Annotated in this window: 21 protein-coding genes and 1 pseudogene; 7 read left to right on the top strand and 15 right to left on the bottom strand. The window is 73.5% G+C overall.

The genetic code is table 11. The features are described 5' to 3' along the window. The first annotated feature begins 55 nt into the window (after positions 1-55). Positions 56-817 (top strand): ABC transporter ATP-binding protein, encoded by a 762-nt coding sequence (locus ACIP9D_RS03310; RefSeq protein WP_350870482.1) that lies wholly within the window; start codon positions 56-58, stop codon positions 815-817. After that, positions 814-3,351 (top strand): ABC transporter permease, encoded by a 2,538-nt coding sequence (locus tag ACIP9D_RS03305; RefSeq protein WP_350870481.1) that lies wholly within the window; start codon positions 814-816, stop codon positions 3,349-3,351. Before ACIP9D_RS03310 ends, ACIP9D_RS03305 begins: the two co-directional genes overlap by 4 nt. 30 nt (positions 3,352-3,381) lie before the next feature. Here the strand turns inward: ACIP9D_RS03305 and ACIP9D_RS03300 are convergent, their stop codons facing one another. The 6 genes from ACIP9D_RS03300 to ACIP9D_RS03275 form a co-directional block, all read right to left on the bottom strand. Beyond that, positions 3,382-4,128, bottom strand: a complete 747-nt coding sequence (locus ACIP9D_RS03300; protein WP_350870480.1) for a hypothetical protein — start codon at positions 4,126-4,128, stop codon at positions 3,382-3,384. A gap of 155 nt (positions 4,129-4,283) precedes the next feature. Continuing rightward, the gene (locus ACIP9D_RS03295) at positions 4,284-6,725 is read right to left on the bottom strand and encodes a hypothetical protein (protein ID WP_350870478.1); all 2,442 of its coding nucleotides are present in this window, start codon (positions 6,723-6,725) and stop codon (positions 4,284-4,286) included. A 187-nt stretch (positions 6,726-6,912) separates the two neighbouring features. After that, entirely contained in the window at positions 6,913-7,926 is a 1,014-nt protein-coding gene (locus ACIP9D_RS03290; protein ID WP_350870476.1) for an SDR family oxidoreductase, read from the bottom strand. An 81-nt stretch (positions 7,927-8,007) separates the two neighbouring features. After that, entirely contained in the window at positions 8,008-9,618 is a 1,611-nt protein-coding gene (locus ACIP9D_RS03285) for a ricin-type beta-trefoil lectin domain protein (protein ID WP_350870474.1), read from the bottom strand. A 303-nt stretch (positions 9,619-9,921) separates the two neighbouring features. Then, positions 9,922-12,180 (bottom strand): esterase-like activity of phytase family protein, encoded by a 2,259-nt coding sequence (locus ACIP9D_RS03280; protein WP_350870472.1) that lies wholly within the window; start codon positions 12,178-12,180, stop codon positions 9,922-9,924. 146 nt (positions 12,181-12,326) lie between these two features. Continuing rightward, positions 12,327-12,749 (bottom strand): DUF2000 domain-containing protein, encoded by a 423-nt coding sequence (locus tag ACIP9D_RS03275; protein WP_350870470.1) that lies wholly within the window; start codon positions 12,747-12,749, stop codon positions 12,327-12,329. Positions 12,750-12,799: 50 nt separating this feature from the next. Here ACIP9D_RS03275 and ACIP9D_RS03270 point away from each other — a divergent pair, with 50 nt between their 5' ends. Beyond that, a complete protein-coding gene (locus ACIP9D_RS03270; protein WP_350870469.1) occupies positions 12,800-13,612 on the top strand; it encodes an AraC family transcriptional regulator in 813 nt (270 codons plus the stop codon). Between the two features lie 184 nt (positions 13,613-13,796). Beyond that, on the top strand, positions 13,797-14,618 hold the full coding sequence (locus ACIP9D_RS03265) for an alpha/beta hydrolase (protein WP_350870466.1): 822 nt from the start codon (positions 13,797-13,799) through the stop codon (positions 14,616-14,618). Between the two features lie 45 nt (positions 14,619-14,663). On the opposite strand, the gene ACIP9D_RS03260 is transcribed toward ACIP9D_RS03265, so the two are convergent. From ACIP9D_RS03260 to ACIP9D_RS03245, 4 genes are all read right to left on the bottom strand, one after another. Continuing rightward, positions 14,664-15,497: a helix-turn-helix transcriptional regulator gene (locus ACIP9D_RS03260; protein ID WP_350870464.1), complete on the bottom strand. Its 834-nt coding sequence runs from the start codon at positions 15,495-15,497 to the stop codon at positions 14,664-14,666. Between the two features lie 232 nt (positions 15,498-15,729). Next, positions 15,730-17,154, bottom strand: a complete 1,425-nt coding sequence (locus ACIP9D_RS03255) for an aldehyde dehydrogenase family protein (RefSeq protein ID WP_350870461.1) — start codon at positions 17,152-17,154, stop codon at positions 15,730-15,732. An 83-nt stretch (positions 17,155-17,237) separates the two neighbouring features. Further along, positions 17,238-17,981 carry a hypothetical protein gene (locus ACIP9D_RS03250; protein ID WP_350870458.1) on the bottom strand — a complete coding sequence of 248 codons (744 nt, stop codon included), beginning with the start codon at positions 17,979-17,981 and terminating at the stop codon, positions 17,238-17,240. After that, on the bottom strand, positions 17,978-18,481 hold the full coding sequence (locus tag ACIP9D_RS03245; RefSeq protein ID WP_350870457.1) for a SigE family RNA polymerase sigma factor: 504 nt from the start codon (positions 18,479-18,481) through the stop codon (positions 17,978-17,980). The genes ACIP9D_RS03250 and ACIP9D_RS03245 overlap by 4 nt, the downstream gene beginning before the upstream one ends. 143 nt (positions 18,482-18,624) lie before the next feature. On the opposite strand from ACIP9D_RS03245, the gene ACIP9D_RS03240 reads away from it, so the two are divergent. Then, positions 18,625-19,449 carry a DUF3152 domain-containing protein gene (locus ACIP9D_RS03240; protein WP_350870454.1) on the top strand — a complete coding sequence of 275 codons (825 nt, stop codon included), beginning with the start codon at positions 18,625-18,627 and terminating at the stop codon, positions 19,447-19,449. Between the two features lie 70 nt (positions 19,450-19,519). On the opposite strand, the pseudogene ACIP9D_RS03235 reads toward ACIP9D_RS03240, so the two are convergent. The 3 genes and pseudogenes from ACIP9D_RS03235 to ACIP9D_RS03225 all read right to left on the bottom strand — a co-directional run. Continuing rightward, positions 19,520-19,963 (bottom strand): annotated as a pseudogene (locus ACIP9D_RS03235) (YybH family protein); the annotation flags it as partial. Positions 19,964-20,018: 55 nt separating this feature from the next. Beyond that, on the bottom strand, positions 20,019-20,987 hold the full coding sequence (locus ACIP9D_RS03230) for an RNA polymerase subunit sigma-70 (protein WP_350870451.1): 969 nt from the start codon (positions 20,985-20,987) through the stop codon (positions 20,019-20,021). Positions 20,988-21,014: 27 nt separating this feature from the next. Further along, positions 21,015-21,326 (bottom strand): STAS domain-containing protein, encoded by a 312-nt coding sequence (locus tag ACIP9D_RS03225; protein WP_350870449.1) that lies wholly within the window; start codon positions 21,324-21,326, stop codon positions 21,015-21,017. Positions 21,327-21,586: 260 nt separating this feature from the next. On the opposite strand from ACIP9D_RS03225, the gene ACIP9D_RS03220 reads away from it, so the two are divergent. Together ACIP9D_RS03220 and ACIP9D_RS03215 are read left to right on the top strand one after the other, a co-directional pair. Continuing rightward, a complete protein-coding gene (locus ACIP9D_RS03220; RefSeq protein ID WP_350871129.1) occupies positions 21,587-22,462 on the top strand; it encodes a hypothetical protein in 876 nt (291 codons plus the stop codon). Next, complete coding sequence (locus ACIP9D_RS03215) at positions 22,459-24,021, top strand: hypothetical protein (protein WP_350870447.1); 1,563 nt, start codon at positions 22,459-22,461, stop codon at positions 24,019-24,021. The genes ACIP9D_RS03220 and ACIP9D_RS03215 overlap by 4 nt, the downstream gene beginning before the upstream one ends. 107 nt (positions 24,022-24,128) lie before the next feature. On the opposite strand, the gene ACIP9D_RS03210 is transcribed toward ACIP9D_RS03215, so the two are convergent. Together ACIP9D_RS03210 and ACIP9D_RS03205 are read right to left on the bottom strand one after the other, a co-directional pair. Next, positions 24,129-25,271, bottom strand: a complete 1,143-nt coding sequence (locus ACIP9D_RS03210) for a glycosyltransferase (RefSeq protein ID WP_350870444.1) — start codon at positions 25,269-25,271, stop codon at positions 24,129-24,131. Positions 25,272-25,278: 7 nt separating this feature from the next. Beyond that, on the bottom strand, positions 25,279-26,370 hold the full coding sequence (locus ACIP9D_RS03205; RefSeq protein WP_350870442.1) for a glycosyltransferase family 2 protein: 1,092 nt from the start codon (positions 26,368-26,370) through the stop codon (positions 25,279-25,281). Between the last annotated feature and the right edge of the window lie 144 nt (positions 26,371-26,514).

Genomic DNA, 26,514 nt, shown 5'->3' with positions numbered 1-26,514 from the left:
CGCCGGCCGCCGACGGCCAGGCTTCCGGGGTCGGAGAACCATCACTGGAGGATCCATGAGAACGCAGAGCCCCGCCCCACCGGAGACGAGCCTGGCGGTCGCCGCGGTCGACCTGGTCAAGGTGTACGGCAGCGGCGACACGTCGGTACGCGCACTGGACGGGGTGTCGGTCGGCTTCGGCCGTGCCCAGTTCACCGCGATCATGGGGCCGTCGGGGTCCGGCAAGTCGACGCTGATGCACTGCCTCGCCGGCCTGGACACCGCCACCGCCGGCCGGGTCCTGCTCGGCGGCACCGAGCTCACCGGGCAGTCCGACCGGACGCTGACCCGGGTGCGCCGGGAGCGGATCGGGTTCGTCTTCCAGTCGTTCAACCTGCTGCCGCAGCTCACCGCGGCGCAGAACATCACCCTGCCGCTGGATCTGGCCGGTCGCCAGCCGGACCCGGATCTCCTCGCACACCTGGTCGGGGTGCTGGGGCTGGGCGACCGGCTCGGCCACCGACCCAGCGAGCTCTCCGGTGGCCAGCAACAACGGGTGGCACTGGCCCGGGCCCTGGTGTCGCGCCCGGAGGTCGTCTTCGCCGACGAGCCGACCGGCAACCTCGACTCCCGCTCCGGCGCGGAGGTGCTCTCCTTCCTGCGGGACTCGGTACGTGACCTCGGTCAGACGATCGTCATGGTCACCCACGACCCGATCGCCGCCGGGTACGCCGACCGGGCGGTGCTGCTCGCCGACGGCCGGGTCGCCGGCGAGATCGACAAGCCCGACCAGGGCTCGGTCACCGACGCGCTGCGCGATCTGGCGGCCGGCGCATGAGGGCGGCTGTGCTGCGTACCCAGGTCAACGCGGCAGCCCGCCGCCCCGGTCGGCTGATCCTGACCGGCCTGGCCATCCTGGTCGCGTCGTTCGTCGTCTTCGGCACCGTGCTCGCGCAGCAGATCACCGAGCAGACCGCGCGGGACAACCTGAGCGGCACCCCGGCCGCCACCGACCTGGTGATCGGCGCCCCGGAGCAGCCGCCGCCCACCCTGGAGGCGTTGCGGCGGATCCGCGCCGTGCCCGGCGTCGCCGAGGCGGTGGGCCGGCTGGACCTCGGCGTGAGCGTCGGCGAGTCGTACCTCAACCTGCGGACCGACCCCGGCGCCGGCCCGCTGGCCGCCGTCCGCCTGGTCGAGGGGAGCTACCCGGACGCCCCGGGCGAGTTGGCGGTCACCCGGCGCACCGCCGAGCGGTTGGGGCTCTCGGTCGGCACCGTGACCACCGGGACCGGCGGCGAACTGACCACGCCCGCCCGGCTCACCGTGACCGGCCTGGTCGAAACCGCCGACGACGCCGGCTACGACGGGTACGCCCCGGCCGCCGCCGTGACCGAGTGGGCCCACCTGACCGAGCTGAACCGGATCGACCTGCGGGTGGCCCCCGGCGAGTCGGCGGAGACGGTCCGCCAGCGGCTGAGCGCGGCGCTCCCGGCCGACCTGCCGATCCGCGCCGGCGACGAGGTCCGCCAGGAGGAGGCCGACGCGGCGGCCGAACAGGTCGGGAAGCTCTTCGCGCTGGTCGCCATGTTCGTCGCGGTCGCGGTCGCCGCCGCGGCGCTCGTGGTCACCTCGACGTTCCGGATCGTCTTCGCCCAGCGGATGCGGCAGCTCGCGCTGCTGCGCGCGGTCGGGGCGAACCGAGGCTCACTGGTGCTGGCGCTGACCGTGGAGGGAGCCCTCACCGGCCTGGTCGCCGGCGTCGTCGGGGTACTCGCCGCGCTCGGCCTCGGGCACGCCCTGCCGGCGATCCTGCGCGCCTCCGGCCTGGCCGTCTCGTCCCCGGGGGTGCCACTGGCGGCGGCGGTCGCCGTGGTGATCGGCGCCGTGGTCCTCACCGCGCTGGCGGTGCTCGCGCCGGCGTTCTCGGCCGCCCGGGTCGCTCCGCTGGAGGCGTTGCGCGCGGCGAGCACCACCGCCGGCCAACGCGGCATCGGCGCGCCACGGCTGGTCAGCGGGCTGCTGCTGGCCGCGGCTGCGGTGCTGGCGGGCGGCACGGCGGCAAGCCGGTTGCCCACACCGGAACAGGAGTCCTACGACCCGGGTTCCGTGCTGCTCCTGCTCGTCGCGTCCGGTGCGCTGGCGTTCTTCGCGCTGGTCTGCCTCGGGCCGCTGCTGGTGCGACCGGTCCTGGCCACGGTGGGCTGGCCGATGCGCCAGTTCGGGCCGATCGGACGGCTGGCCGTCGGCGGCATCGGCGGGGCGCCGCGCCGGGCTGCCGCGGTCTCCGTGGTGGTCGCGCTCGGCGTGACCCTAATCTCCGGGGTGGCCATCGGCAGCGCGTCGCTGCGGGTGCTCACCGACCGGGAACTGGCCCTCTCCGCGCCGGCCGACTTCGAGATCACCAGCAGCAACGGCTCGACCCTGCCGAGCGCGGTGGTGACGCGGGCCGAGACGGCCGGCGGCGCGCTGGCCCGGGTGGTGCCGTACCGGCGGGTCGCCGACGTCACGCTGGTGCGCGGCGGCGACCGGCTCGGCGGTGCCGAGTCCGGGTATCCGACGACCGACCTCGACGTGGCGGCCCTGCCGACCACCGACCGGTTGGACGTGGCCCAGGGCACGCTGGCCGACCGGGGGCCCGGCCGGATCGTGCTCGGCAGCTGGGTCGCCCGGAGCACCGGGCTGAGGGTCGGCGAAAGCGCGGGACTCGCCCTCGCCGGACGTACCGTCGAGGTGCGGGTGGCCGCGATCCTGCCCGACCACGGCCCACTGCACGCCGGCATCCTGGCCGCCCCCGGCGACCTCGACCGGCTCGGCGTGCCGGCGGCGTACACCGGGCTGCTGGCCGACCCGGCCCGCTCGGGCGAGGAGGGCCGTACCGCCGGGGTGCAGGCGCTGCGGCAGGCGATCGCCGGTACCGACGGGGTGGGCCTCGCGGTGCTCGCCGACGAGCGCGACCGAAACGACGCGGTGCTGGGCACCCTGCTCTGGATCGCCGCCGGGCTGGTCAGCCTCACCGTGCTGATCGCGGTGGTCGGCGTGGGTTCCACGACCGCGCTGTCGGTGGTGGAGCGGGTACGCGAGTCCGGACTGCTCCGCGCGGTCGGCCTGTCCCGGGCCGGCCTACGCGCCATGCTGACCGCCGAGGCCGGTCTCTACGGGTTGATCGGTGCGAGCATCGGCCTGCTGCTCGGCGTCCCGTACGCCTGGCTGACGGTCGAGGCCCTCGGGGTGAACGCGCCGCTGGTGCTGCCGGTGCTGCCGGTCATCGGGCTCTTCGCGGCGCTGGTCGTGCTGACCGCGCTGGCCGGGGTGCTGCCGGCGCGGCGGGCGTCCCGGGTCAGCCCGGTGGCGGCGCTGGGCACCGAGGGCTGAGCGCCCACGCCCGCCCGGGACCCTCGGCGGCTACAGGTCGGCGCAGTCGGCCTCGTCCGGCAGGAGCGGCCGTGCGGTCACCTGCCACAACCGTCCACCGGTAGTGAAGTGCGTGCCGGCGTCGGCGGTGGCGACCGTCCGGCGGACCGTGTCGAGGTCGGCGCCGCGCAGCACGAGGCAGGTGGAGCCGGCCGACGTGCCGCCGAGGGCCTCGCCGGGCAGCCCCGGCAACGGCCAGGGGCGGGCCGGTTCGGGGGAGTCGCTCGGCGTGGCGACGACCGCGACGGCGGTCGGCTGGTACGGCACCGACTGGCCGTCGGCGTACCGGGCGAGCGCCGCCCGCAGCCGCGCGGCGGCCGGGTCGGCCCGGGGAAGGGTGACGGTGCGCTGCCCGTCGGTCGATCCGACGACGACCCGGACGACGGGCTCGTCGGGGCCGCCGGCCGCGGCCTGCTCCGGCAACCTGACGGCGTGCCGGAACAGATCGCGTACGCCGTCCGGCGGAATGCGGTCCTCGCGCAGTTGTGGCCAACCGCCGGGCGATCCGGTCGGGACGCTGATCAGCCGGCCGTCGCCGAAGAGGGAGAAGCGCGGCGGGATGGCTGCCACGCCGCCGAGGGGCAGCATGCCGGGCAGCTCGCTCAGCCGCAGCACCAGCGCCTGGGCGTCGGTCGGCAGCTCCGATCCGCTGCCGTCGCCGCCGGCGCAGCCCGCGGTCGTCGCCGCGGCCAGCAGAGCCGGCACAGCGAGCAGGGCCAGGACTGCACGTCGGTGCATCGGTCGCCTCCCACGTCACGTTCACCCTGGTCGGACGCCATCTCGGCGTCGCCGGTTCCGTCCCGGCCGGGACGCGGGACAGCGGGCCGCGGCGCAGGGTGGTCCGGGAGCGCCGAGTGGGCGCTCCCGGACCGGTCTGCACGGCCCTTCGATGCTCAGGACCGGGTGAGGGTGTAGTTCCCCGAGCCTGCCTTGTTGGTCACCACGACGCCGTACCAGGCGGTGCGGGTCGGGGTGAGGGTGACCGACTCGGTCGCGCCGGCGCCGCCGCCGCTGGCCGCGGCCACGGCACTGGACCGGGAGCGGATCCAGGTCGCCGAGTTGGCCGGGTCGCTGTCGAAGACGAACAGCTCGGCATCCTGGCCGACGTTGGTGGCCGCCACCGAGATGGTGACCGGCACCCCGGCGGTCAGGTACGCGTCCCGCACCGTGACCACGTTGTTGCTGCCCATCGTGATCGTGCTGCTGCCGGCGTTCAGCACCGACGAGCCCTGGGCGAGTTCGACGCGGTAGCCACCGCCGCCCGAGTAGTTCGACACCCGCGGGTAGTAGTCGCCCACCGCCCGACGGTTGGAGTCCACCGTGACGAAGTCGATCGCGGTGCCACCCCAGGCGCTGCCGCTCAGGTAGGCGCCCTGCCCCCGGTCGTCGTAGAGCTGCAGGTCCAGGTCGCCCGAGTTGGGCTTCAGCGCGACCACCGACCAGTAGGGCGACGACGTCGAGTAGCCGAAGTTGTGCGGCGGCGTCGGCACCGGGCGGGTCAGCGGGGCGTAGCTGCCCAGCGGGTCCCGGAACTGGTAGTCGATCGTGTTCTGGTAGACCGAGGCGCGGGCGCCGGAGTCTGCCACGTTGAAACCGTCGGCGGTGCGGTTGGCCCAGAAGGCCGCGAAGGTCGCGGAGTTGTACCGGCGGGAGGTCGTCCAGATGTTGAACGGGCCTTCGCCGTACCGGTCCCAGGTCCCCTCGTTCGCGGAGTCGGTGATGTCGATCAGCGCTGCGGCGACCCGGCCCTCGGTGGTGTCGCCCTCGCCCCAGCCGTTGCCCCAACTGGCGTTCTCCAGGTTGAGCGAGGCACCGCTCGGCCAGCGGAAGAACGGGTCGTTGTAGACCGTCGCCGGGAACCACTCCGCCCAACCCTCGGTCCAGGCGCAGCCGGCGGAACTGGCGCCGGTGACGCTGTGCGGGCTGCAGTTCGGCGCGGCGGGGAAGCTGTCGTTGTACAGGTCGTCCATCACCGCGTGGCCGATCTCGTGCACCACGGTGGTCGGCGCGTTCGGATCGTCGGCGGCCAGGTGGACCTGGTTGCCGCCCAGGTCGTAGTACGTCCCGTCGGTCGAGTCCGGCGCCCAGTTGACGACCACCTGCCGGCAGCTCGCGTCGTCCTGGTCCCAGCACAGGTTGTTGGGCTTCGGCACCCACAGCCAGGCGTCGTTGCCGGAGTCGAACGCGTGCAGGCCGCGTTGCAGCGCCCCGTCCGCGGCGCTGAGCGAGCCGAGGTTCAGGGTGCTGCCGGTGGCCACGTCGTTTGTCGTACCGGTCTGGAACGTCAACGGGTTGCCGCCGCGCTGCACCCGCCACAGCGAGTTGGAGGTGATGAAGCGGACGTAGATGTCCGCCGTGCCGCTGTCCGGCCATCCCTCGACCTGGGAGTCGAAGCAGATGTTGTAGTTGCCGGCGCCGTCGGTCACCCCGCTGGCGAGCAGCGAGTCTCCGAAGGTGTCGTCGTCCCAGACCTGCACCTGCATGTTCATCTGGTTGTGCCAGGCGCCGTTCTGGTCCTGGAAGCTCCAGTTGCCGGCCACCCGGGTGTCGCAGGGCGCCTGCGGGCTGATCACGGCCAGCCCCTTGGCGGTGGCCTCGGCCCGGGCCTCGCCGGCCACACTCGACACACCGACGCTCTTCAGCTTCTGCCCGGCAAGCCGGGGCGCCCGCGCCGAGGTGGGCACGGACCGGGTGGCGTTGTCGCTCGTCGGGGTCGCGTGCCCGAGCCGGGAGAGCCCGGCCTTCGCCCCGATGGTCAGGAAGACGTCGTCCTGACCGGCCTGGACGTCCTTGCCGTAGGGAGCGGTCGCCCGCGCCTGGATCTGCACCTGGCCGGCCTTGACGGCCCGGACCACGCCGCTGAACGCGACGCTGTCGCCGCTGCGCAGGGCGCGGGTGGTACGCGCGACCGAGACCGAGCCGGCCCGCTCGGGCTGGGCGCTGGCGCGCTTCTGGACGCCCAGCTCGGCCGGCGCGGTGACCCACTCCAGCTCGGCCGGAAGGGTGACACTGATGTCGCTCGGCCCGATCTTGCCCTGGGCGCGTACGGCGACCCGCAGGGTCGCGGTCTCACCCACCGCGGGCGTCCGGTCCAGCTTCGTCTCGACACCCAGGCAGCTGAGCGTCTCGTCCTTCGGGCTCTTGCCGGCGGACGGGCGAAGCCCGCACGTCTCGCCCCTCGCCAGTTGATAGGCCGGCGTGGCCCGGGCCTTCGCGGCCTCCTCCGGGTCCGCGGCGTACGCCGGAGCGGCTACCCCCGCGACCGCCACCATGACGCCCGGCACGAGCACGGCGAGCGCCGCTCTCGTGGGCCTGGTGGCCTGCTTACCGAACATTGATGTTCCTCCCCCCAACGTGGGGCCATTCTCCGGCCCTGCGTCGATCGGGCCGCTGTTTGGGCCCCGGGGAAGCATGCGTATCCAAAGCCGTTCCGGAAAAGCCTTTGACCGGTTGGCGACATGGCGACGCGGCAAAATGGACCAACCGCATGCCGATCTCGGGCGTTGAGCGCGTACGGGCAGGTCAACCAGCCGGCATGCGCCGTTGAAAACGTCGAATCGAACATGTGGTGGAACGACACATGTCATTTCCCGGACAGGAATTCGTCGCCGCCATGGCGGCTGAACGCAAGCGCTGGCAATCGCTTTTGAAGAGCAGTGGAGTCGTTCTTCCGACCCGATCTGATTCCCAATGACGGGAAATGCGTCGGGCCATCAGGCGGCCGGGAGGCCCGCGATCGGCGGCGTCAGGGCAGGATGGCGTCGACGTAACCGCCGTCCACCCGCAGCGCGCCCCGGTGGTCGCCGACGCGAGCGGCGACGACAGGTAGACCACCATGTTCGCGATCTCCTCCGGCTCGATGAGCCGTTGCAGCAGCGACTGCGGGCGGTGCCGGAGCATGAACTCGCGCTGCGCGTCGTCCCAGGGCAGGTCGGTGCCGACCAGCGATCGGACGAAGTCCTCGACCCCGCCGGTGTGGGTCGGCCCGGCGATCACGCTGTTCACGGTGACGCCCGAACCGGCCGCCTCCTTGGCGAAGCCGCGGGAGACGGCCAGCAGCGCCGTCTTGGAGACGCCGTAGTGGATCATCTCGATCGGGGTGACCACTGCGGAGTCGCTCGCGATGTACTGGATCCGGCCCCAGCCGCGCTCGCGCATCCCCGGCAGATACTCCCGGGTCAACCGGACGGCAGCCAGCACGTTCACCTCGAAGTAGCGCCGCCAGTCGTCGTCGGTGATCTCCAGCGCGGCCTGTGCGCCGAAGATGCCGAGGTTGTTGATCAGAATGTCGACCCGGGGGAGCAGGTCGAGCACCGCCGCCGCCCCGTCGGCGGTCGCGACGTCGGCGGGTACCGCCACGAAGTCGCCCTCGCCCAGCTCGGCCAGGGCGCGGTCGACGGACTCGGTCGATCGTCCGTTCACCCCGACCCGGGCCCCCGCCGCGGCGAGTCCCGCGGCGATGGCGCGGCCGATGCCCTGGGTCGAGCCGGTGACGAGGGCGGTCTTACCGGAGAGATCTAGGCGCATGCCGCCCATTCTGCCGAACTGGGACGGGGCGGGCAGTCGCACGGATCACGGGGCCGGGCGCCGCTCCGACGGCGCCCGACCCCGGCCCGGTCAGTTCGGGTTGTCGCCGTGGGTCAGCGTCTCCCACGCGACGAAGAGGTTGTTGCTGCCGGCGGGTCGCTGTTGGAGCGTGAGGGTCTGGGTGTTGGTCATCGTGTTGCCCAGGCGGTTGCCCATCGCGTTGAAGCCGACCTCGGTGATCGGGCCGAGGCCCCGGGTGAGGCTGCCGCCGCAGAGCCAGGAGGGCGCCGCCGTGCCGAGCTGGTACGTCGAGTGGAAACCGAGGGCGTGCCGCAGCCGTTCACCGACCTGCGGGTACAGGTCCCGACCCTGGATCCGGGAGGTCTCCGCGACGTGCGAGATGGCCGAGATCCCGTACCCGGTGTGGGTGAAGTCGCGGCAAGTCTCCTGCGCCAGGCCGGCGACGAAGGTGGACTGGCCGTGCCAGTAGTTGATGATCTCGCTGCTGGTGTCCAGACCGCTGCCGGGCACCGTGTACGGCAGCGCTCCGTCGCTGGGCAGGTAGATGAAGGCCCTCGTCCGGTTGAGGAAGCGGGTGACCGCCGCGTCGTAGCTGGCCCGGTCGTCGAGGAAGACGGCGATGCCGACCGTGGCCTCCATCATGCTCAGCTCCCAGTTTCCGTTGCTGCTGGAGCCGTTGCGGACCATCGGCAGGTAGACGTTGCGCAGCATGGTGGCGAACCGGTTCGCGTTGGGCCAACTGCTGTAGGTGTACTTGATGATCTCGGCGGCCCGGGGCCAGACCGAGCCGGCCCAGCCGGTCTGCAGCGGCGCGTTGCTGCCGGTGTGCGCGGTGATCGTCGCGGACCAGGCGTCCATGATCTGAATGGCCTTCTGGGCGTACCGGGCGTCCCCGGTCACGTACCAGGCGAGCGCGTCGGTGTACGCGGCGATCGCGTCCTCACGCTCGTCGGTGCAGCCGTAGTTGGGGTTGGAGTAGGAGCCGCACTCGACGACCGCGCGGGGCGCCGGGGTCCGCGACAGCGAGGCGTACCGGCTGCCCATCATCTGGTTGTAGGCCGCCGTCCACGGCTGCGCGCCGGCCTGCACCCGTCCCCGCACGAAGTCGAGCTGGCCGCGGCTGACCAGCACTCCGGGGTGGGTGAACCCGCCGGCGGGCGGCGGCGGGGTGCCGCCGGTGGGCAGGGTCCAGGTCTGGTTGGCGGCGCCGGTGCAGGTCCAGATCTGCAAGGGGGTGCCGTCGGCCGAGCTCGGGCCGGTCGCGTCGAGGCACTTGCCCGAGGTCGGGTTGACCACCTGCCCGGCGCTGTACGACCACCGCTGCGCCCCGGTGCCGTTGCAGTCGTAGATCTGCACCCGGGCGCCGTTGGCGGTGCTGGCGGCGGCGATGTCGAGGCACTTCCCGAGCGCCCGGATCGTGCCGTCGTCGGCGACGGTCCACTGCTGAGCCGTGGAGCCGTTGCAGGCGTAGAGCTGCACCTGGGTGCCGTTGGCGGGGTTCGCCGCGGCGACGTCGACGCACTTGCCGCCGTAGCCGGCGATGGCGCCCACGGTGGCCGCGGCCGCGGGTGGGGTGCCGAGCAGCAGGCTCACCGGCACGATGAGGGCCGCCGCGCTGAGCGCGGCGGCCAGTCGGGTGCGGAGCCGGCGGGGGGCGACCCCGGCCAATCGTCGCGCCATGTCCTGGTCCTTTCCACCGCGCGGAGCGGTAGATCGGGACTCCGCCGGCGCGCGGGCACGCCGGTCACCGGTGGGGCTCTGGCAGGGGTGCCGGTAGTTCGGTGGCGGGCGCTGGTCCGGGACGGCGGATCCAACTGTAAAGTGTGTTAAGTATTACAGCCATGGGCATTGATATCAATGTCTTGCGGGTGGGGCAAATCCCGTGAGGGTCGGTGGATCCCACGATCGTCGTCGCTGAGCGACGTGGACCACGGACGGAGGACGGCCCCCGGCGCAGCGCGCCGGGGGCCGTCCGTCCGCCGGCTACCGCAGGCCGGCTACGTCGAGAACGATGAGCTCGGTGTCGTCCGCGCGCCCCGCGATGCGCCCGTCGTTGCCGGGGAAGTTGTTGTCGTTGGCGACGAGCACCCGGTCACCGCCGAGCGGCAGGACCGACTCGACCGACTGCAATGGGAACGAGAAGAGCGGGCCGACGCCGTACTCGCCTGGGCGGGCCGGGGTGGAGACGCCGTCCGGGTCGGCGACCCGCATCAGGTCGACCGCGGTGCGGCGGGTCAGGTAGCCGTCGCTGCCGACCTCGTCGAGGTCGGCGACGACCAGACGCTTGACCAGCGTCTGCGGCCCCATGGCGTTGTCCCGCTCGATCAGCAGCAGCCGCCGCCCGTCGAGCACCGCCGCGTCGCCGACCAGCAGGGACGGGTCGTCCACCCGGAACGACCAGGTACGGCCGCTGTAGCGGTTGGCCCGCACGTCGAACTCGTAGACGACCCGGCGCCGCTGGTCGGGGTCGGCCGTCTTCGCGCCCTCCAGAATCGGGTAGAGGGTCCACCCGTCCTGGCTGGCCGCCATCGCCTCGAAGCCGTTGCTGGCGCGCAGGGTCGGGGTCTCGCCCGGCGTGAGATCCGGCGACTGGGGCGACTTGGTCCCGTCCGGCAGCGGGATCGGCGCCTGGAGCACCTTGCCGGTCCGATCGGTACGGATCAGGTACGGGCCGAACTCGTCACCGATCCACAGGTCACCCCGCGCGTCCCGGGCCAGCGACTCGATGTCGAAGTCCGCGCCGGTCAGCAGCCGGTCGCGGGTGCCGCCGTTGACGATCGGGAACGGCACCTTGCGGTCCGGGTCGCGGAAGCTGATGTGTCCATCGATCTTCACGCGGTGGGTGCCGTACTTCGGCTCGATCTCGTAGGCCCGCAACAGGAAGTCGGCCGAGTTGGTCTTCGCGCCGAAGCCGTTGTCGGGCATGGCGAGCAGCCGCTCGCCGGAGCGGTCGCCGGCCCGCGCCGGAATCACCGCGGAGAAGCCGGGGATGGGCTGGCCGGGGAAGGGCGGCGCGATCCCGTTGACCGGGGTCGGCGCGAGCTGGGTGCCGGAGACCGGGCCGGGCTGGTAGGCGGTCGCCGAGATCAGCGCCCGACTCCGCAGGCTCACCTCGGGGCGCAGCGTCACCGACAGCGCGTACACCCGGGTGGTCTGGGTGGCGCTGCCGTTGTCGTCCGAGACGAGATAGAGGGCGCGGAGGCCGCCGGGCAGCGGACCGCCGAGCGCGGCGCCCTCGACGTTGTCCAGCAGCGGGTTGGGCTGCGGCTGCTTGGTGGTCGCGCCGGACGGCGGGCAGTCGGCGATGTCGACCAGCAGCTCCTTGCCCAGCCACGAACGCTGGTCGGTCACCGTCGACAGGGACGGCACGGCGGAGACGTCCGGCGCGCCGGTCGCGGAAACGCGGTACACCCGGACGGTGTTGCCCACGCCGGTGGTGAAACCCCGCTCCACGGCGAGCAGCTGGTCGTCGCCGAGCGCCAACAGCTCCACCAGGCCGAGGTTGGCGTCGGTGCGGTACGCGTACTGGGCGCTCGGGGTGTAGGCGGCGCCCTCGCGACCGGCGTACCGGATGATCCGCTGCAGGCCCCGGCCCTCGGCGTCGCGGCCGTCCGCGGCCAGTGGCCCCTCCATCCCGGCGTAGAGCGTCCGATGGTCCGGGGTGGTGGCGAGCGCCTCGAAGGTCTGGTTGACCGTGGCCTCCCCGGCCGGGGTCACCTGGAACCGGGCCGGCACCGGCAACGACGCGATCTCGCGGCCGTCGGAGAGCCGGAACCGCCGGATGGACGGCTCCCGCTCCGAACTGGCCAGCACGGTGGCCCCGCCGTGCTCGGCGACGAGCCCCTCGCCGTCGAAGTCCGCGCCGGTGTACGGCGTGCCGTCCGGCCGGGTGAGCACGGTGACGTCGCGGACGGCCACGTCGACCCCGCGCCGGTCGGTCTCCAGCCCCAGCTCGTACACGCGCGCCGGGGTGGTGCCGATGTTGTCCACCAGCGCCAGGGCCCGCGACGGTCGGGCGAACGCCAGCGCGGAGAGACCGGCGACCGGGGTGCCCCGGAAGGTGGTCTTGTCGAGGGCGTCGGAGAAGCCGAGCAGCGACGCGTCCGGTGCGCAGCTCGCCCCCGCGGCGAAGTGCCCGGGGTTCGGGTGCGTCGGGGCGCCGAGCGCCGGCGCGGCCGCGAGCAGCGAGATCGCGGCCGCGCCGACCGAGACGACGCGCGCCCGTATCGAAGAGGTACCCACATTGCCTCCAGCATGCTGTGGACGGTCGTTACCGCCGGGCCTGATGCAAACGGCCGCGGCCCGCCACCCTGGAACCCCCGCCGGAACATGGCATGAACACCCGGTGCACGATGCCCGTGCCGGCGCGCCCGGCGCCCCCGACGGGGTCAGGGATGCATCCGGGCGCCCTTGAGGACCTTGTCCACCACGTTGCGCGGGGCGTGCAGCGCCAACCCGACCAGGTCGAGCTTGTCGCGGCCGACCGCCCGGACGGCCGCGCGGTTGTCCCGGTCGTTGCCGGTGGCGAAGAGTTCCCGCGTGAAGACCGAGATGCGCAGCCCGCGGCCGAGCGCGCGGGAGTGCGCACCGGTCAACGTGGACCGGTCGCCGACGAGGACCAGCACCGGTTGGCGGAACATCGGCAGGTAGCTGGTGTCGTCCGCGTCCCGGTACTCCTCGCCGAGCAGGTCCGCCTCGGCGTGCGCGATGCCGCTGATCAGAAAGGCGGTGACGTTCAGCCGCTGCCAGGTCGCCAGGTCGTCGCTGAGCAGGACGGCAATCTTCGTGGGAAAGCGGATCGGTTCGGTCATGGCGTCGAGCCTGTCCGCCCGTGGACCCGCCGGTCTTGTACGTTCTTAGCGTGGCCAGCCCGCCGGCCGGTGCGCACGTCAGCGCCTGGCGACCCGCCGTGGCCGGGGTCGCCGAGGTCTTCCACGCCCGCTTCGTCGACCACGCGTACCCGTCGCACACCCACGACGCCTGGACGCTGCTGATCGTCGACGACGGGGCGGTCCGCTACGACCTCGACCGGCACCGGCACGGCGCCTTGCCGACGTCGGTCACGCTGCTGCCTCCGTACGTGCCGCACGACGGCCGCTCCGCCACCCGAGAAGGCTTCCGCAAGCGGGTGCTGTACCTCGACACGTCGGTGCTCGACGCGGAACTCGCCGGCCGGGCCGTCGGCCGGCCGAGCCTGGCCGACCCGAGGCTGCGCTACCGGATCCACCAGCTCCACCAGGTGCTCGCCCGGCCCGGTGACGAGCTGGAGGCCGACAGTCGGCTCGCGTTCGTCCTGGAACGGCTCGGCCGGCACCTGCGCCGGCAGACCCCGGCCACCGTCCGGCCGTCCGACCGTGGTCTCGCCGTTCGGATGCGCGAGCTGCTGGACGCGCGGACCGCCGAGGGCCTCACCCTGCGTGAGGCGGGGGAGTTGCTCCATGCGCACCCGACCCATCTGGTCCGGACGTTCACCCGCGTGCACGGGCTGCCGCCGCACGCGTACCTGACCAGCCGGCGGATCGACCTCGCCCGCCGCCTGCTCCTCGCCGGCCAGCGCCCCGCCGACGTCGCGGCCGCCGCCGGTTTCTTCGACCAGGCACACCTGACCCGGCACTTCACCCGCCATCTCGGGGTCGGCCCGGCCCGCTACGCGCGGCCCGATCCGGCCCGGTGATCTGTGCGCCGTTCGGCCGAAGCGGCCGTGCCGGCCGGTTGCCGCACCTAGCATCGGAAAGAGCGGCCCGGGCCCACCGTCGGCGGGGTCTTCGCTGCGGCGGTCGCCGTCCGCACGCCCGGCGCCGGCAACCCTGCGCCTGCCGCCGCCACTCGCGACTGTCAGAACGACGGGGGAGCACCGCATGAGCTACATCAAGGCCAAGGACGGCACCAAGATCTACTACAAGGACTGGGGCTCGGGTCCGGTCGTCACCTTCTCCCACGGCTGGCCACTGAGCGCCGACGCCTGGGACGGGCAGATGCTCTTCCTCGTCCAGAACGGCTTCCGGGTGGTCGCCCACGACCGTCGTGGGCACGGCCGGTCGGGTCAGGCCAGCGCCGGCAACGACATGGACGGGTACGCCGACGACCTGGCCGCGGTCATCGAGGCGCTCGACCTGCGCGACGCCACCCTGGTCGGGCACTCGACCGGTGGCGGCGAGGTGGCGCGCTACATCGGCCGGCACGGTACGAGCCGGGTCGCCAAGGCCGTGCTCATCTCGGCCGTGCCGCCGATCATGGTGCAGTCCCCGGACAACCCGGAGGGGTTGCCGATCAACGTCTTCGACGACCTGCGGGCCCAGCTCTTCGCCGACCGGTCGCAGTTCTACCAGGACCTGGCGCAGATGTTCTACGGCGCGAACCGCAAGGGCGCGAAGGTCTCCAAGGGGATCCTCGACCAGTTCTGGCTGTGGAGCATGCAGTCCGGGCTGTGGAACGCGTACCAGAGCATCAAGGCCTTCTCGGAGACGGACTTCAGGGCCGACCTTGCGAAGTTCGACGTCCCCACGCTGGTCATGCACGGCGAGGACGACCAGATCGTCCCGGTCAAGGACTCGGCGCACAAGACCGCCCAGCTCGTGGCGAACGCGCAGGAGATCTACTACCCGGGCGCCCCGCACGGCGTGACGGCGACGATGCAGGACCAGGTGAACAAGGACCTGCTCGCCTTCCTGCGGAGCTGACCGCTGCGGATCCCTCGCCGGCCCGGCCGAGCCGCCGGCGAGCGGTCAGACCCGCTGGGCGCCGATGACGGAGAGCAGGCGGAGCTTCTCGTCGCTCTCCGAGCCGGGCACGGCGGTGTAGACCAGCAGCGTCTGGGACTCATCCGGATCCACCAGGACCTGGCAGTGCAGCTCCAACGAGCCGACCTCGGGGTGCTGGAACCGCTTCGGCGGGCAGTACGAGCCCGGCACCGGGTGCTCCCGCCACAGCGCGGCGAACTCCGCGCTGGCCGCGAGCAGCGCGTCGACGATCGCCGCGGCCCGCGACGCCCGGCCGTCCCGGGTGTACGCGGCGTGCAGGTGCGCGGCGATGAGCCGGCTCTGCGTGGCGTGGTCCGCGGCCGGGTGCCGCAGCCGCGCCGCCGGGTCGGTGAACCAGCGGTAGTGCACGCTGCTGGCCAGCCCGGTGTGCCGGGTCTCGTCGCCGAGCAGCGCGACCGCCGGCGCGGTCTGCGCCAGGGTCTCGCCGAGGTGGTTCACCACCTGGGCGGGGGTGTCGTGCAGCCGGTCGAGGATCCGCATCATCCCGGGGTTGACGTGGTCGGCCCGGACGGCCCGGCGCGGGACGGCGTGCCCGGCGAGTTGGAACAGGTGGTCCCGCTCGGCCAGCGAGAGCCGCAGGCCCCGGGCCAGCGCGGCGAGCATCTGCTCGGAGGGGTGCGCTCCGCGCTGCTGTTCCAGCCGGCTGTAGTAGTCGGTCGACATCCCGCTGAGCGCGGCGACCTCCTCGCGCCGCAGCCCACCGGTACGCCGACGCCGGCCCCGGGGCAGCCCGACGTCCTCGGGCTGCAGCGCCTCCCGGCGGGTACGCAGGAAGCTGGCGAGTTGTGCGCGGTCCACGGTGGGTCTCTCCTTCCGGCCCGCACGGCTCGGGCGGCACACCGTCCGGTACAACGGGTTGCCCGGCGGCCCTGTTCCTCGCTCCACCCTCGCTCCGCCACAGGGCGTTAACCAGGGCGGATCAGTCCCTGGCTCAGGAGCCGCGTAGACCACAACAGCACCATCAGCCCCGTGGTCCTCGCGGTTGCGGACGGCCCCGGCCCGATGGTCCGGGCGGGGCCGTCCGTCGGAATCAGCGCTGGATGGACTTCGTCTCCAGGAACTCCTCCAGCCCGAAGCGGCCGAACTCACGGCCGTTGCCGGACTGCTGGTAGCCGCCGAACGGGGCGAGCGGGTTCCAGTGGCCACCGTTCACGTCGACCTGGCCCGCCCGCAGCCGCCGGGCGACCGCCAGCGCGTGCTCCGGTGCGCCGAAGACGCCGCTGGTCAGGCCGTACACCGTGCCGTTGGCGATGGCGACCGCCTCCTCCTCGTCGGCGTACGGGATGATCGTCAGCACCGGACCGAAGATCTCCTCCTGGGCGATCGCGGAGCGCGGGTCGACGTCGGCGAAGATCGTCGGCCGGACGTAGGCGCCCTTCGTCAACCCCTCCGGCCGGCCGGGGCCGCCGAACACCAGTCGCGCGCCGTCGGCGATGCCCCGCTCGATGTATCCGTGGACCTTCTCCCGGTGCGCCTCGGAGGCCATCGGGCCGATCCGGGTCGCCTCGTCGGTCGGGTCGCCCACGGTGTGCTGCTTCGCCGCCTCGACGGCCAGCGCGACGACCTCCTCCTGACGGGCCGCCGGGACCAGCATCCGCGGCCACGCGCCGCAGACCTGGCCGCCGTTGGCGAACGCCATCATGACGCCGGCGGTGACCGCCTGCGGCAGGTTGGCGTCGTCGAGGATGACGGTCGCGCCCTTGCCGCCCAGCTCCAGCGCGACCCGCTTGACGGTCTCCCCGGCCACGGCGGAGATGCGCCGCCCGGCGCGGGTGGAACCGGTGAAGGAGATCATGTCGACGCCCGGGTGGGCGGAGATGGCCTCCCCGACGACCGGGCCGGTGCCGTAGACGACGTTGAACACGCCGGCCGGCACGCCCGCCGCGGCGACGACCTCGGCGAGGATCCCCGCGGTCAGGGGCGCGTTCTCGGACGGCTTGAGGACCATCGTGTTTCCCGCGAGCAGCGCCGGCGCCAGCTTGGAGACGACCTGTTGCAGCGGGAAGTTCCACGGCGTGATCGCGCCGACCACGCCGATGGGCTCGCGGACGATCAGGGAGTTGCCGATCTCCTCGGTCCACGGGAACTCCCCGGCGAGGCCGGCGATGGACTCGATCACGGCGGCCGGGAAGCCGACCTGGGCGGTCCGGGACAGGCTGATCGGGGAGCCCATCTCGGCGGTGATCGCGGTGGCGATCTCCTCCTGGCGGGCGGCGAGACCCGCGGCGACCCGGCGTAGCAGGTCGGCCCGCTCCGCCGGGGTGAACGCGGCCCAGCCGGGGAAGGCGGCCCGGGCGGCGGCGACGGCGCGGTCGACGTCGGCGGCGGTGCCGGCCGGTGTCTCCGCGACGAGGTCGCCGGTCGCCGGGTTGACGACGGGAAGAGTGCCGGCCGAGCCGGCGACGATCTCGCCACCGATCCAGTGGCCGGTGACGGAGTATGTCGAAGTGGTCATGGACCGACCGTGGCACCCGCCCGGAACCCCATCCAGGTGCGGTTTATCCAGGGTCCGGCGGTCCATGGCTGCGGACCCGGAGCTCAGAGCCGCCGGTCGGCCGCGTCCCGGGCGACGATGCCGTCCAACTCCACCCCCGGCGCGAGCGAATCCGGATGGAACCAGAAGATCACCACCTGCGGATCCTCGCTCCACCTCGCCAGCCGGGCGGTGATCTGACGGCCGTCGGCGGTGCCGACGATCCGTTTGGCGGGCCCGACGAAGTAACCGAAGGTCGGCACCGGGCTGCGGTGCGGCGGGAAGCCCTGCTGGTCGTTGCCGATCTGGTGGAAACCGGGCCGGCGGTCGAAGCCCTCGACGTCGTTGACCAGGTAGTCCGAGGTCAGCTCCCCACCGGCGGAGCGCCGACCGGCGACCAACCCCATCGTCACCCGGGGCGCGGCCGGCACGTCGACCGGGACGAAGTAGAAGACCCGCTCCTCGTCGCCGTACCGCAGGTCGGTCCGCACCACCGCGCCGAGCGGTTTCGGGCGCGGCTCCCAGGGGCTCGCGGTGGTGGAGGGCGATGGCAGTGCCTCGCGGGTGGCCGGCGCGGTGCCGACCGGACCGGGCTGTGGCGAGGGCTGCGGTGCTCCGGCCAGCTGCCCGACGACCGCGACACCGAAGACGAGCACCGCGACCGAGAGCGCCGCCGCGCCGGTGCTGGCAAGCCGGCGGCGCAGGCGCAGCCGACGTCCCGCACGCATGATCTCGGCCAGGTCGAGGCTGTCCCGATCGCCGCGTTCGGTCGTCCGCATCGCCTGCCGCAGCCGCTCCGCCTCGTTCATCGCCGGGTCCCCTCGGGCTGCGGCGCACCGGCGCCGGCGATCCGCAGCTTCTCCAGGGCGCGGGAGCTGGTGCTCTTCACCGTCCCGACCGAGACGTCGAGTTCGCGGGCCACCTGGGACTCCGGAAGGTCGAAGTAGTAGCGCAGTACGACGATGGCGCGCTCCCGAGGACTGAGCGTGCCGAGGATGGCGAGCAACCAGCGCCGGGTGACCACCTCGTCGGCGACGTCGCCGCGGCGCTGCTCCGGGACGTCGTCGCGGGGGTACTCGCGGATCGGCCGGCGCCAGCCGTCGACGAGATGGTTGACCAGGATCCGGCGGGCGTAGCCGTAGGCGTCGTTGTCGCGGACCCGGGCCCACGACGCGTAGGTGCGGACCAGGGCGGTCTGCGCGGCGTCCTCGGCCTGGTGGTGGTCGCCGGTCATCAGGAAGGCGGCGTGCACCAGCCGCCCCGACGCCGCCCGGGTGAACTCGACGAACTCGGCGTCACCCCGGGCCATGGCCGGCCTTCCCGTACCCCACGGGGGAGAGGACGAGTGGGGCGGGCGAAAGGTTGAGTCCGTAAGAGATCAACTTTTTGGCCGGTCCGCTCGTCCTCTTCCCTGCGCACCACCGACCCCCGGTGGGAGGCGAGGGGAGGCACATGACCAGCAAGACTACGGGCCGGGCACCGGGCGGATCAGCGGCGTCGGCGCTGACCGCCCTGCTCTGCGCCGCGCTGTTGGCCGGCTGCGGGCTGCCGGGCACCGGTCGGCCGGCCGCTGCCGAGCCGGTCCGGCCGCCCGCCGGTCGGCCCGCCGGCGGGATCGCCAGCACCGCCGCGCCCGTGGCGTCACCACCGCCCCGACCCGCCGCGGTCAGCTATCCGGCGGACGGCGGCGGCGAGTGGCGGGTGGCCGCCGCCGAGCCGTCGGCCCGGCGTGGCGACGGCCGGCTGCTGCGCTACCGGGTGGCGGTGGAGCGCGACATCCGGGGCCTGCCGGTGGCGGACGTCGCGGCGGAGGTCACCCGGACGTTGTCCGGTCCGCGCGGCTGGACCGCCGACGGGGAGCGGACCCTGCGTCGGGTCGGGCCGGGCCAGCGCGCCGACTTCACCATCTACCTGGCCACCCCCGGCACCCGCGACGAGCTGTGCCAGGACCGGCCGGACGGCTACACCTCCTGCCGCAACGGCGACCGGGTGGTCCTCAACGTCGCCCGCTGGGTGAAGGGCGTGCCGGGTTACGGCGCCAGCCTCGCCACCTACCGCCGCTACATGGTCAACCACGAGGTCGGGCACCGGCTCGGCTTCGGGCACGAGCGGTGCCCGGGTCGGGGCCGGCCGGCGCCGGTGATGCAGCAGCAGACCCTGGGGTTGCACGGCTGCACCGCCAACGCCGACCCGTTCCTCGACGGTGAGCGTTACCACGGGGTCTCCGGTGCGTACGACGACCCCATTCCGCCCCGGGAGCGGGGCCGCTCCGGCTGAGTCGCCGGCGCCGACGCGGGCGGGCCGGTCACGGCCGCAGGGCCGGCCGTGCCTGCCCGCCGGTCGTGCCCTGCTCCCCGGTCGTGCCCTGATCGCCTGAGGTGTCGGCGAAGGAGTGGTGCTCGTGCGTGACGACCCACCGTCCGTGCGTCTTGCGCAGCCCGATGGTGAGGCGCAGGTGGTGGCCCGGGTCGCGGGCCAGGTCCTGCGGGGTGCCGCAGCGCAGCAGGGCGTGCGCGAACGCGACGTCGTCGCCGGCGGTCACCTCCAGCGAGACGATCTCGAAGGCGGCGCCCTGTGCCTGCCACCGGAAGAACGGCGGCCAGGTGTCGCGGTAGGCGGCGAGGCCGCGGACCCCGTCGTGCGGTGGCGGTACGTCGAACATCACGATGTCGTCGGCGTGGTCGGCGAGCACGGTGTCCAGGTCGCCGGTGTGCACCGCCGCCGCCCAGCGCTCGATCAGCTCGGTGACGAGCCGCCGGTCGTCCGCGTCGCCCTGCGTTTCGGTCTGCATGCTGTTGCCTCCTGCGGGTTGTGGTCACCGGTACAACCCGTGCGGCGGCCCGAACTCATCGCGCAGGCTGACCGGCGATCTCCGTCGGCAGGCCGAACGAGGGGAAGTCGGCGGTCAGGAACGACACGACCTCGGTGACCGCCGACCCGCGCACGGCCAGCAGGTCCAGGCCGGCGGCCAGCCAGCTGCCCCGCTCGTCGTCCCACCGGTAGGTGCCGAAGGTCAGCTGCCCGTTGGCCGAGGCGGGTAGGAAACGCCAACGTCGCGCGGTGGTCACCTCGACGAGGAAGGCGCGGATGCTCAGCCGGCCCTGGTACACGACGGGAAGCGGTGGCATCGAGTAGCGGGCGTCCTCGGCGAGCAGGGCGACGATCGCGTCGACGTTCCCCTGCTCCCACGCGGTCGCGTACCGCTGTGCCAATTCGCGGACCGCCCGGTCGCCCAGCAGGCGCAGCGTCCGCTGCTGGCTGGCCTCGGGCCGCAACCCGTCGAGTCTCGCGCGGGCCCGTTGCAGGGCGCTGTTCACGGCGGGGACCGTGGTGTCCAGCAGGCCGGCCACCTCGCGGGCGCTGAACCCGAGGACCTCGCGCAGCAGCAGCACGGCCCGCTGCGCAGCGGTGAGGTGCCGCAGAGCGGCGACGAACGCCAGCTCGACGCCTTCGCGGGCCAGCACGCGGGCCTCCGGGGTCAGCGTCCGCGCCCACTCGAGCCGGCCGTCCGGGTACGGCTGCACCTGCGTCGCCTCCACCGAGAGGTCGGCCGGCACCTCCCGGTGGCCGCGACGCGCCAACATGGTGAGGCAGCGGTTGGTGGCGATCTTGTAGAGCCACGGCCGGATCCCGCCGCGATCCTCGTACCGCGCCAGCCCGCGCCACGCCCCTACCAGGGTCTCCTGGACGGCGTCGTCGGCGTCGTGCGGCGAGCCCAGCATCCGGTAGCAGTGCGCGTGCAGTTCCCCGCGGAACGCCTCGATCAGCTCGGCGCGGCCGTCGACCGGACCGGTGTCCTGCGCTGCGGGCAGCATCCGAGCATCGTCGCACGCCGCGGGCGGTCAGGCGCGTACCGGACGCAACCGTTGGTGCGGGACGCCGGACGCGCACAGCAGATCCGCGACTCCGGCCGACGGGTTGTCGAGGAAGACGGCGACACCGAGTTCGTCGGCCACCGGGACGATCGCCACCAGCGTCCCGACGTTGATGTCGTCCAGGCCGCTGACCTCCGCGAGGTCGACCACCAGCCGGTACGGGCGCACCCGGCGGATCAGGTGCACGAGGAGCTGACGTAGCTCGACCGCCGCGTCGACGCCGACGTCACCGCGAGGCTGCAGCACGACCGTGCCGTCGTCGCTCGTCCGTACGGTCAACGGCGGATTCGCCACGCATCTCCCATCCCGCGCACGTGGTCAGTTGCCACCGCCCACGCTAATGTCCGCGTCCCCGTTCGGACAGAAGTGGCGAGGGAGGAAATCACCCGTCACGTCACTCCCGACGAACCGGGGTGAAAACCGTGCAGCCCGATCCCGCCGGCGCGCGCCCGGGTGTCCACGTGCCCGTGGCCCGGCATTCACGTCCGGTGGCTACGCTCCCGCTCGCGCCAACTCCCGGGGGAACGGTCGTCGCCACCGTGCATCACGCCAACCACTACTACGGCCACTCACACGTGCTGGCCCGCTACTGCGGGCTGGACGACCGGACACCTCAGCGCATCCGCGGTTACCTGCAGCACGGCTGGAACATCGGCGACGGGATGGCCGCCGACCACGAGTTCCTGCCCGGTGTGCCGCTGTTCGTGTGGTCGGAACGGACCCGCCGGCGGGCCTGGTCGCTGGGCCGCCGCCAGACGTACGTCGTCGGCGCGCCCTGGGCGTACCTGCTGGCGATGGAGCCGGAGCCGGAGCCGGCGCAGCCCCGCGACGGCACCATCTGGTACCCGTTCCACGGCTGGGAGGGCCAGCACGTGGTGGGGGAGCACGACCGGTTGATCGCCGAGATCAAGGCGACCGAAACCGGCCCGGTGACGGTCTGCCTGTACTGGCAGGAATACCGGTCCGCCCGGGTACGCGAGCAGTACGAGCGGGCCGGCTTCCGGGTCATCTGCCACGGCTACCGGGGCGGCCGGTGGGACAGCCTGGACCCGGATTTCCTGCGCCGGCAGCTGGCCGAGCAGCGCCGGCACCGTCGGGTCGCATCGAACCGACTCTGCACCGCCGTCTTCTACGCCACCCTCGCCGGCTGCGAACCCGCCGTGTACGGCGATCCCATGCGGCTGGCCGGGGAGGTGCCGATCTGGGGCGGGCAGCCGCGGATCCGGCGGCAGTGGGCGGAGCTGCACGGCGCCGAGGTCGACCCGGTGGCGGCGCGGGAGGTCGCGGTCGCCGAGCTGGGCGCCGACCGGCTGCTCCCGCCCGCCGTGCTGCGCCGGTTGTTCGGCTGGCCCGATCCGCAGCCCTCGTCCCGCCCCGCCGACACCGACGCCGACCTGACCGAGGAGATCCGGTGAACCTGCGACTGATCGGCGGGGAGATGCAGGTCTGGTCGGACCTGGACGGCCGGCACGGGCCCGGCCCGGTCCGCGGGCCGGTGCTGGCCCCGCTGTTGGGCACCGCGTCCGGGCGCACCCTCGTGCTCGGCCCGCTCGACCCGACGCTGCTCGACGCGGTGCCGGTGGACGAGGTGACGGTGCTGGTGCGGGGCATTCCGGACGCCGAGGCGCTCGCCGTCCGCCTGGCCGCCCGACCCGGCGTCACCGTGCTGTGCGGCAGCCCGGAGAAACTCGCCACCGAGCCCGCGTACGACACGGTCATCGCGCTCGACGGGTTGGAGCGGCTCGGCTCGACCGAGGGCGCCGACCTGAGCTGGGCGGACGCCCTCGGGCTCCTGGTGGCCGCCCTGCGACCCGGTGGTCGGCTGCTCCTCGCCGCCGAGAACCACCTCGGCCTGCACCGGCTGGTGGCGCTGCCGGCCGAGGTCACCGACACGGACTGGGCGGGCGCGGGCGAGTACGACCCCGACCGGCCGGCCGGCCTGGATCGCCTCCGGGCCCGGCTGGCCGCCGCCGGACTGTTCGTCACCGACACCCACGCCGCCTGGCCGACGGCGATCGCGCCGACCGCGTTGCTGCGCCCGCGGCTGCTGGCGAACCCGGAGGTGATCGGGTTCCTCCAGGCGACGCTCGGCCGGGCCTGTGAGCCGCTGGGGGAGGTGCTGACCGACCCGGGCCGGTTGGCGGCCAGGGCGCTGCGGCACGGCGCGGCCACCGAACTCGCCCCGGCCTGGATCCTGCAGGCCGAGCGGATCGCACCGGCGCCGGGCCCGTCCGGTTCGCCGGCCGTCGCGCAGGCCCCGGCCGCCGGCGGCGCGGCCCTGCCCGACGCGCTGATCTCGGTCGACGACGGCCGCCACGACGTGGTCAACGGCCCCGGCGGCGCTCTGGTCCTGTGCCGCCCGGACGGTGGCACCCAGGCGGTGCCGACCGGCCGTACCCTCGAGGACCTGCTCATCGTCGCGGCCCTGCGGCGGGAGCTGCCGACCGTGCGGGAGCTGCTGCGCCGCTGGCAGGCCGGCGGGTACGCGGGCGTTCCGGCGGACCGGATCGTGGCCACGCGCGGCCGGGAGCTCGCGCCGCTGGCACCGGCGGGTCCGCCCCCGGCTGCGCTGCGGCGCCTCGCGGCCCGGCTGCTCGACGCGGGTCTCGGTCACCTCTGGCCGTCACCCGCGGACCCGGCCGAGCTGGCGCTGACCCTGGCCGCCCTGGCCGGTCGGGTCGAACCGGTCGCGCCCGCCGGCGACGAGCCGGGTCGGCCGGACGCCCTGGCCTACCGGGAGCTGCTGATGAGCCGGGACCGGCTCTCCCGCGAGCTGGCCGAGGCCCGCGAACGGGAGGCGTGGTACGAGCGGACGCTCGCCGCGTGCGAGGGCGAGCTGCGCCGGGCCAGAGGCATGCTGGCGCTACTCAGCGGCACGCCGACGGCGCGGGCCGGGAAGCTCTTCCTGGCCGGGGCGCGGCGGGCCCGCCGGACCGCCGGCGCGGCCGTGCGGCGCGTCCTGCCGCGCGAGTGACGGCCGGCCCGGCCGGGCCCGCCGCGGCTGCCCGGCAGCGACGTCGACGGCTGCCCGACAGCGACATGCACGGCTGCCCGGTTGGCTCGTTGCGGACCCCGGCGGGCTCAGGACGGGGTCGGGACCACGGGGTCGGCGTCCGGGCGAGCGGCGTCGGTGCCGGGTGCGACGAGGCTCTCGTACAGCTCCTCCAGCAACCGGGTCTGCCGCCGGAGGTCGAAGGTGGTCTCGGCGTGCTGCCGGGCCGCCCGGCCGAGGCGCTCGCGCAGCGGCTCGTCGGTGAGCAGCTGCCGGAGGTTCGCCGCCAACGCCACCGGGTCCCGTTCGGCGCTGAGCAGGCCGGTCTCCCCGTGCCGGACCGCCTCGGGAATGCCGCTGTGACGGGTGGCAACGACCGGTAGCCCGAGACTCGCGGCCTCCAGGATGGTCGTGGGCAGCCCTTCGGAGTCCCCGTCCGTCGCGGTCTTCGACGGCGCGGCGAGGATCCTGGCCTGCGCCATGTGACGCAGCACCAACGCCGGTGGCTGTGCTCCCAGGAAAGTGGCGTCCAGGCTCAACTGCGCCGCCCGCTCCCGGGTCGACTCCGCCAGTGGTCCCGTCCCGACGAAGACGACCCGGGGTCGTAGCTCCGAGATCAGGCCGAGCGCCTCGACGAGGTCGTCGACGCCCTTCTTCTCGACGAACCGGCCGACGAAGATGACGTCCCAGGTTTTCGGCACCGCCGGCGGCTGTGGCGGCATCGGCACGCCGGTGTAGTGCACGCGTACCTTCGCCGGATCGGCGCCCAACTCCACCGCACGGTCCCGGATGAACCCGGAGACGGCGATGATCAGATCCGCTCGCGCGAACGCGACGCGGAGGTTGCGGCGGTGCCGGGCGCCACGCGGGCCGGGCACGGCGGGCTGCCGGGTCACGTCCAGGCCGTGCAGCGTGATGACCAGGGGTACGCCCAACTGCTTCGCGGTACGGCTGATCAGCCACCCGTCGCCGCCGAAGTGGGCGTGCACCACGGCCGGCTTCACCCGGGTCAGCAGTCGTCGCAGCCGGGGTGAGCCGCCCGTGAGCCGGAGCAACCGCCAACCGCGACGGCCGCGCGGTGTGTCGGGATAGACGATGATGTCGGTGTCCGAGGCGATGGGTGAGGCGGTCTTCGTGGCACCGAGGTAGACCGGCCGCCACGAGGGCAGCGCGTCGCCCTGGTTGCGGATGAACGTCTCGGAGACCGGCAGCAGGCAACTGCGCCAGATCACGGCGATCCTAGGCGTGGACATCGTTCCTGGAGGTGGGGTTCGGGGCCGGCGACGCGGGCAGCGTGGCCTCGTCGGGCGCGACCACGCTGCTCAGCGCGGCCGGTTCGGCGGCGCCGAACGTCTGCTCCGTCGCGTGCGGCTCGGTGTCGCCGGCCTGGCCGGCCTGCCGCCGGCGGCTCAGGATCCTGTCGCGCAGGGTGTGCCGCAGCTGCGGCGGGATCAGCCAGATCTGCAGGAACGTCAGGTAGTCGATGGCGCTCGGCCGGCCGTGCCGGCGCGCCTCGCCGAGCAGCATCCGGAAGACGCGGAAGCTGCGGGTGGGCGCCGCCATCGAGCTGATGATGCTCATGACGATCGCGGCGTACGCCTTGGGGGTGAGCAGGGGACGGATCCCGCGAAGCCACTCCAGCTGCGCCTGCCACGGCGAGTTCAGGCTGATCCGGGGCCGGTCCTCATCCTGGTGCCAGAGCACCAGCGGTTCGGCGGCGATGACGAGGTCGACGTCGTCGTGGTCCAGCGCCCGTAGCGTCCAGTCCAGCTCCTGCTGGCGGCGCAGACCGACGGTGAACGGCACGCGGCGCAGCAGGGAGGTCGGCGCCATGATCGTCGAGGTCTGGATGAATCCGTCACCGTGGAACAGTCCCCGTCGGACGGTGAGGTACTCGCACACCGGTTCGCCGGCCATGGGAAGCCGACGGGGCATGACGAACTCCGCGCGCGGGGTCTTGTTGATCAGGCGGCTGGCGATGACCGGCGTCGGGACCGTGCTCGTCCGGGCGGTCTCCAACTGCACGGCGAGCTTCTCCGGCAGCCACTCGTCGTCGTCGTCCAGCAGCGCGGTCCAGGGCGCCCGGGCCGCCAGCACGCCCATGTTGCGCGCGTTCGGCGCGCCGCCCTTGCGGGCCAGCTCCACCAGCCGCACGCGGGGATCGCCGATCTCGCCCAACGCGTCCCGGGTCGCCTGGTCGGGCCCGTCGACCACGACGATGACCTCGATCTCGGTCACGGTCTGGGCGAGCGCGCTACGGACGGCTCGGGTGACCAGGTCGGGGCGGGCGAACGTGGGGATGACGACGCTGACCTCAGGTGCGGACGACATGCTCACCTGCTCATTCCGGCCGGAGACGGTTTGTCCGCAGGTGACGCTAGGGGTGCTACCCGTCATGCCGGTGAATGGAATCCGGCGGGCACGCGTACAACGGGGGCGGGATCGGCGCCTCCGTCGCGCGCGAGGTGCCGGCGG

Origin of the sequence: Micromonospora sp. NPDC093243 (assembly GCF_044753725.1) — a bacterium.
GTDB lineage: Bacteria > Actinomycetota > Actinomycetes > Mycobacteriales > Micromonosporaceae > Micromonospora.
This window is presented reverse-complemented; position numbering and strand designations above follow the sequence as displayed.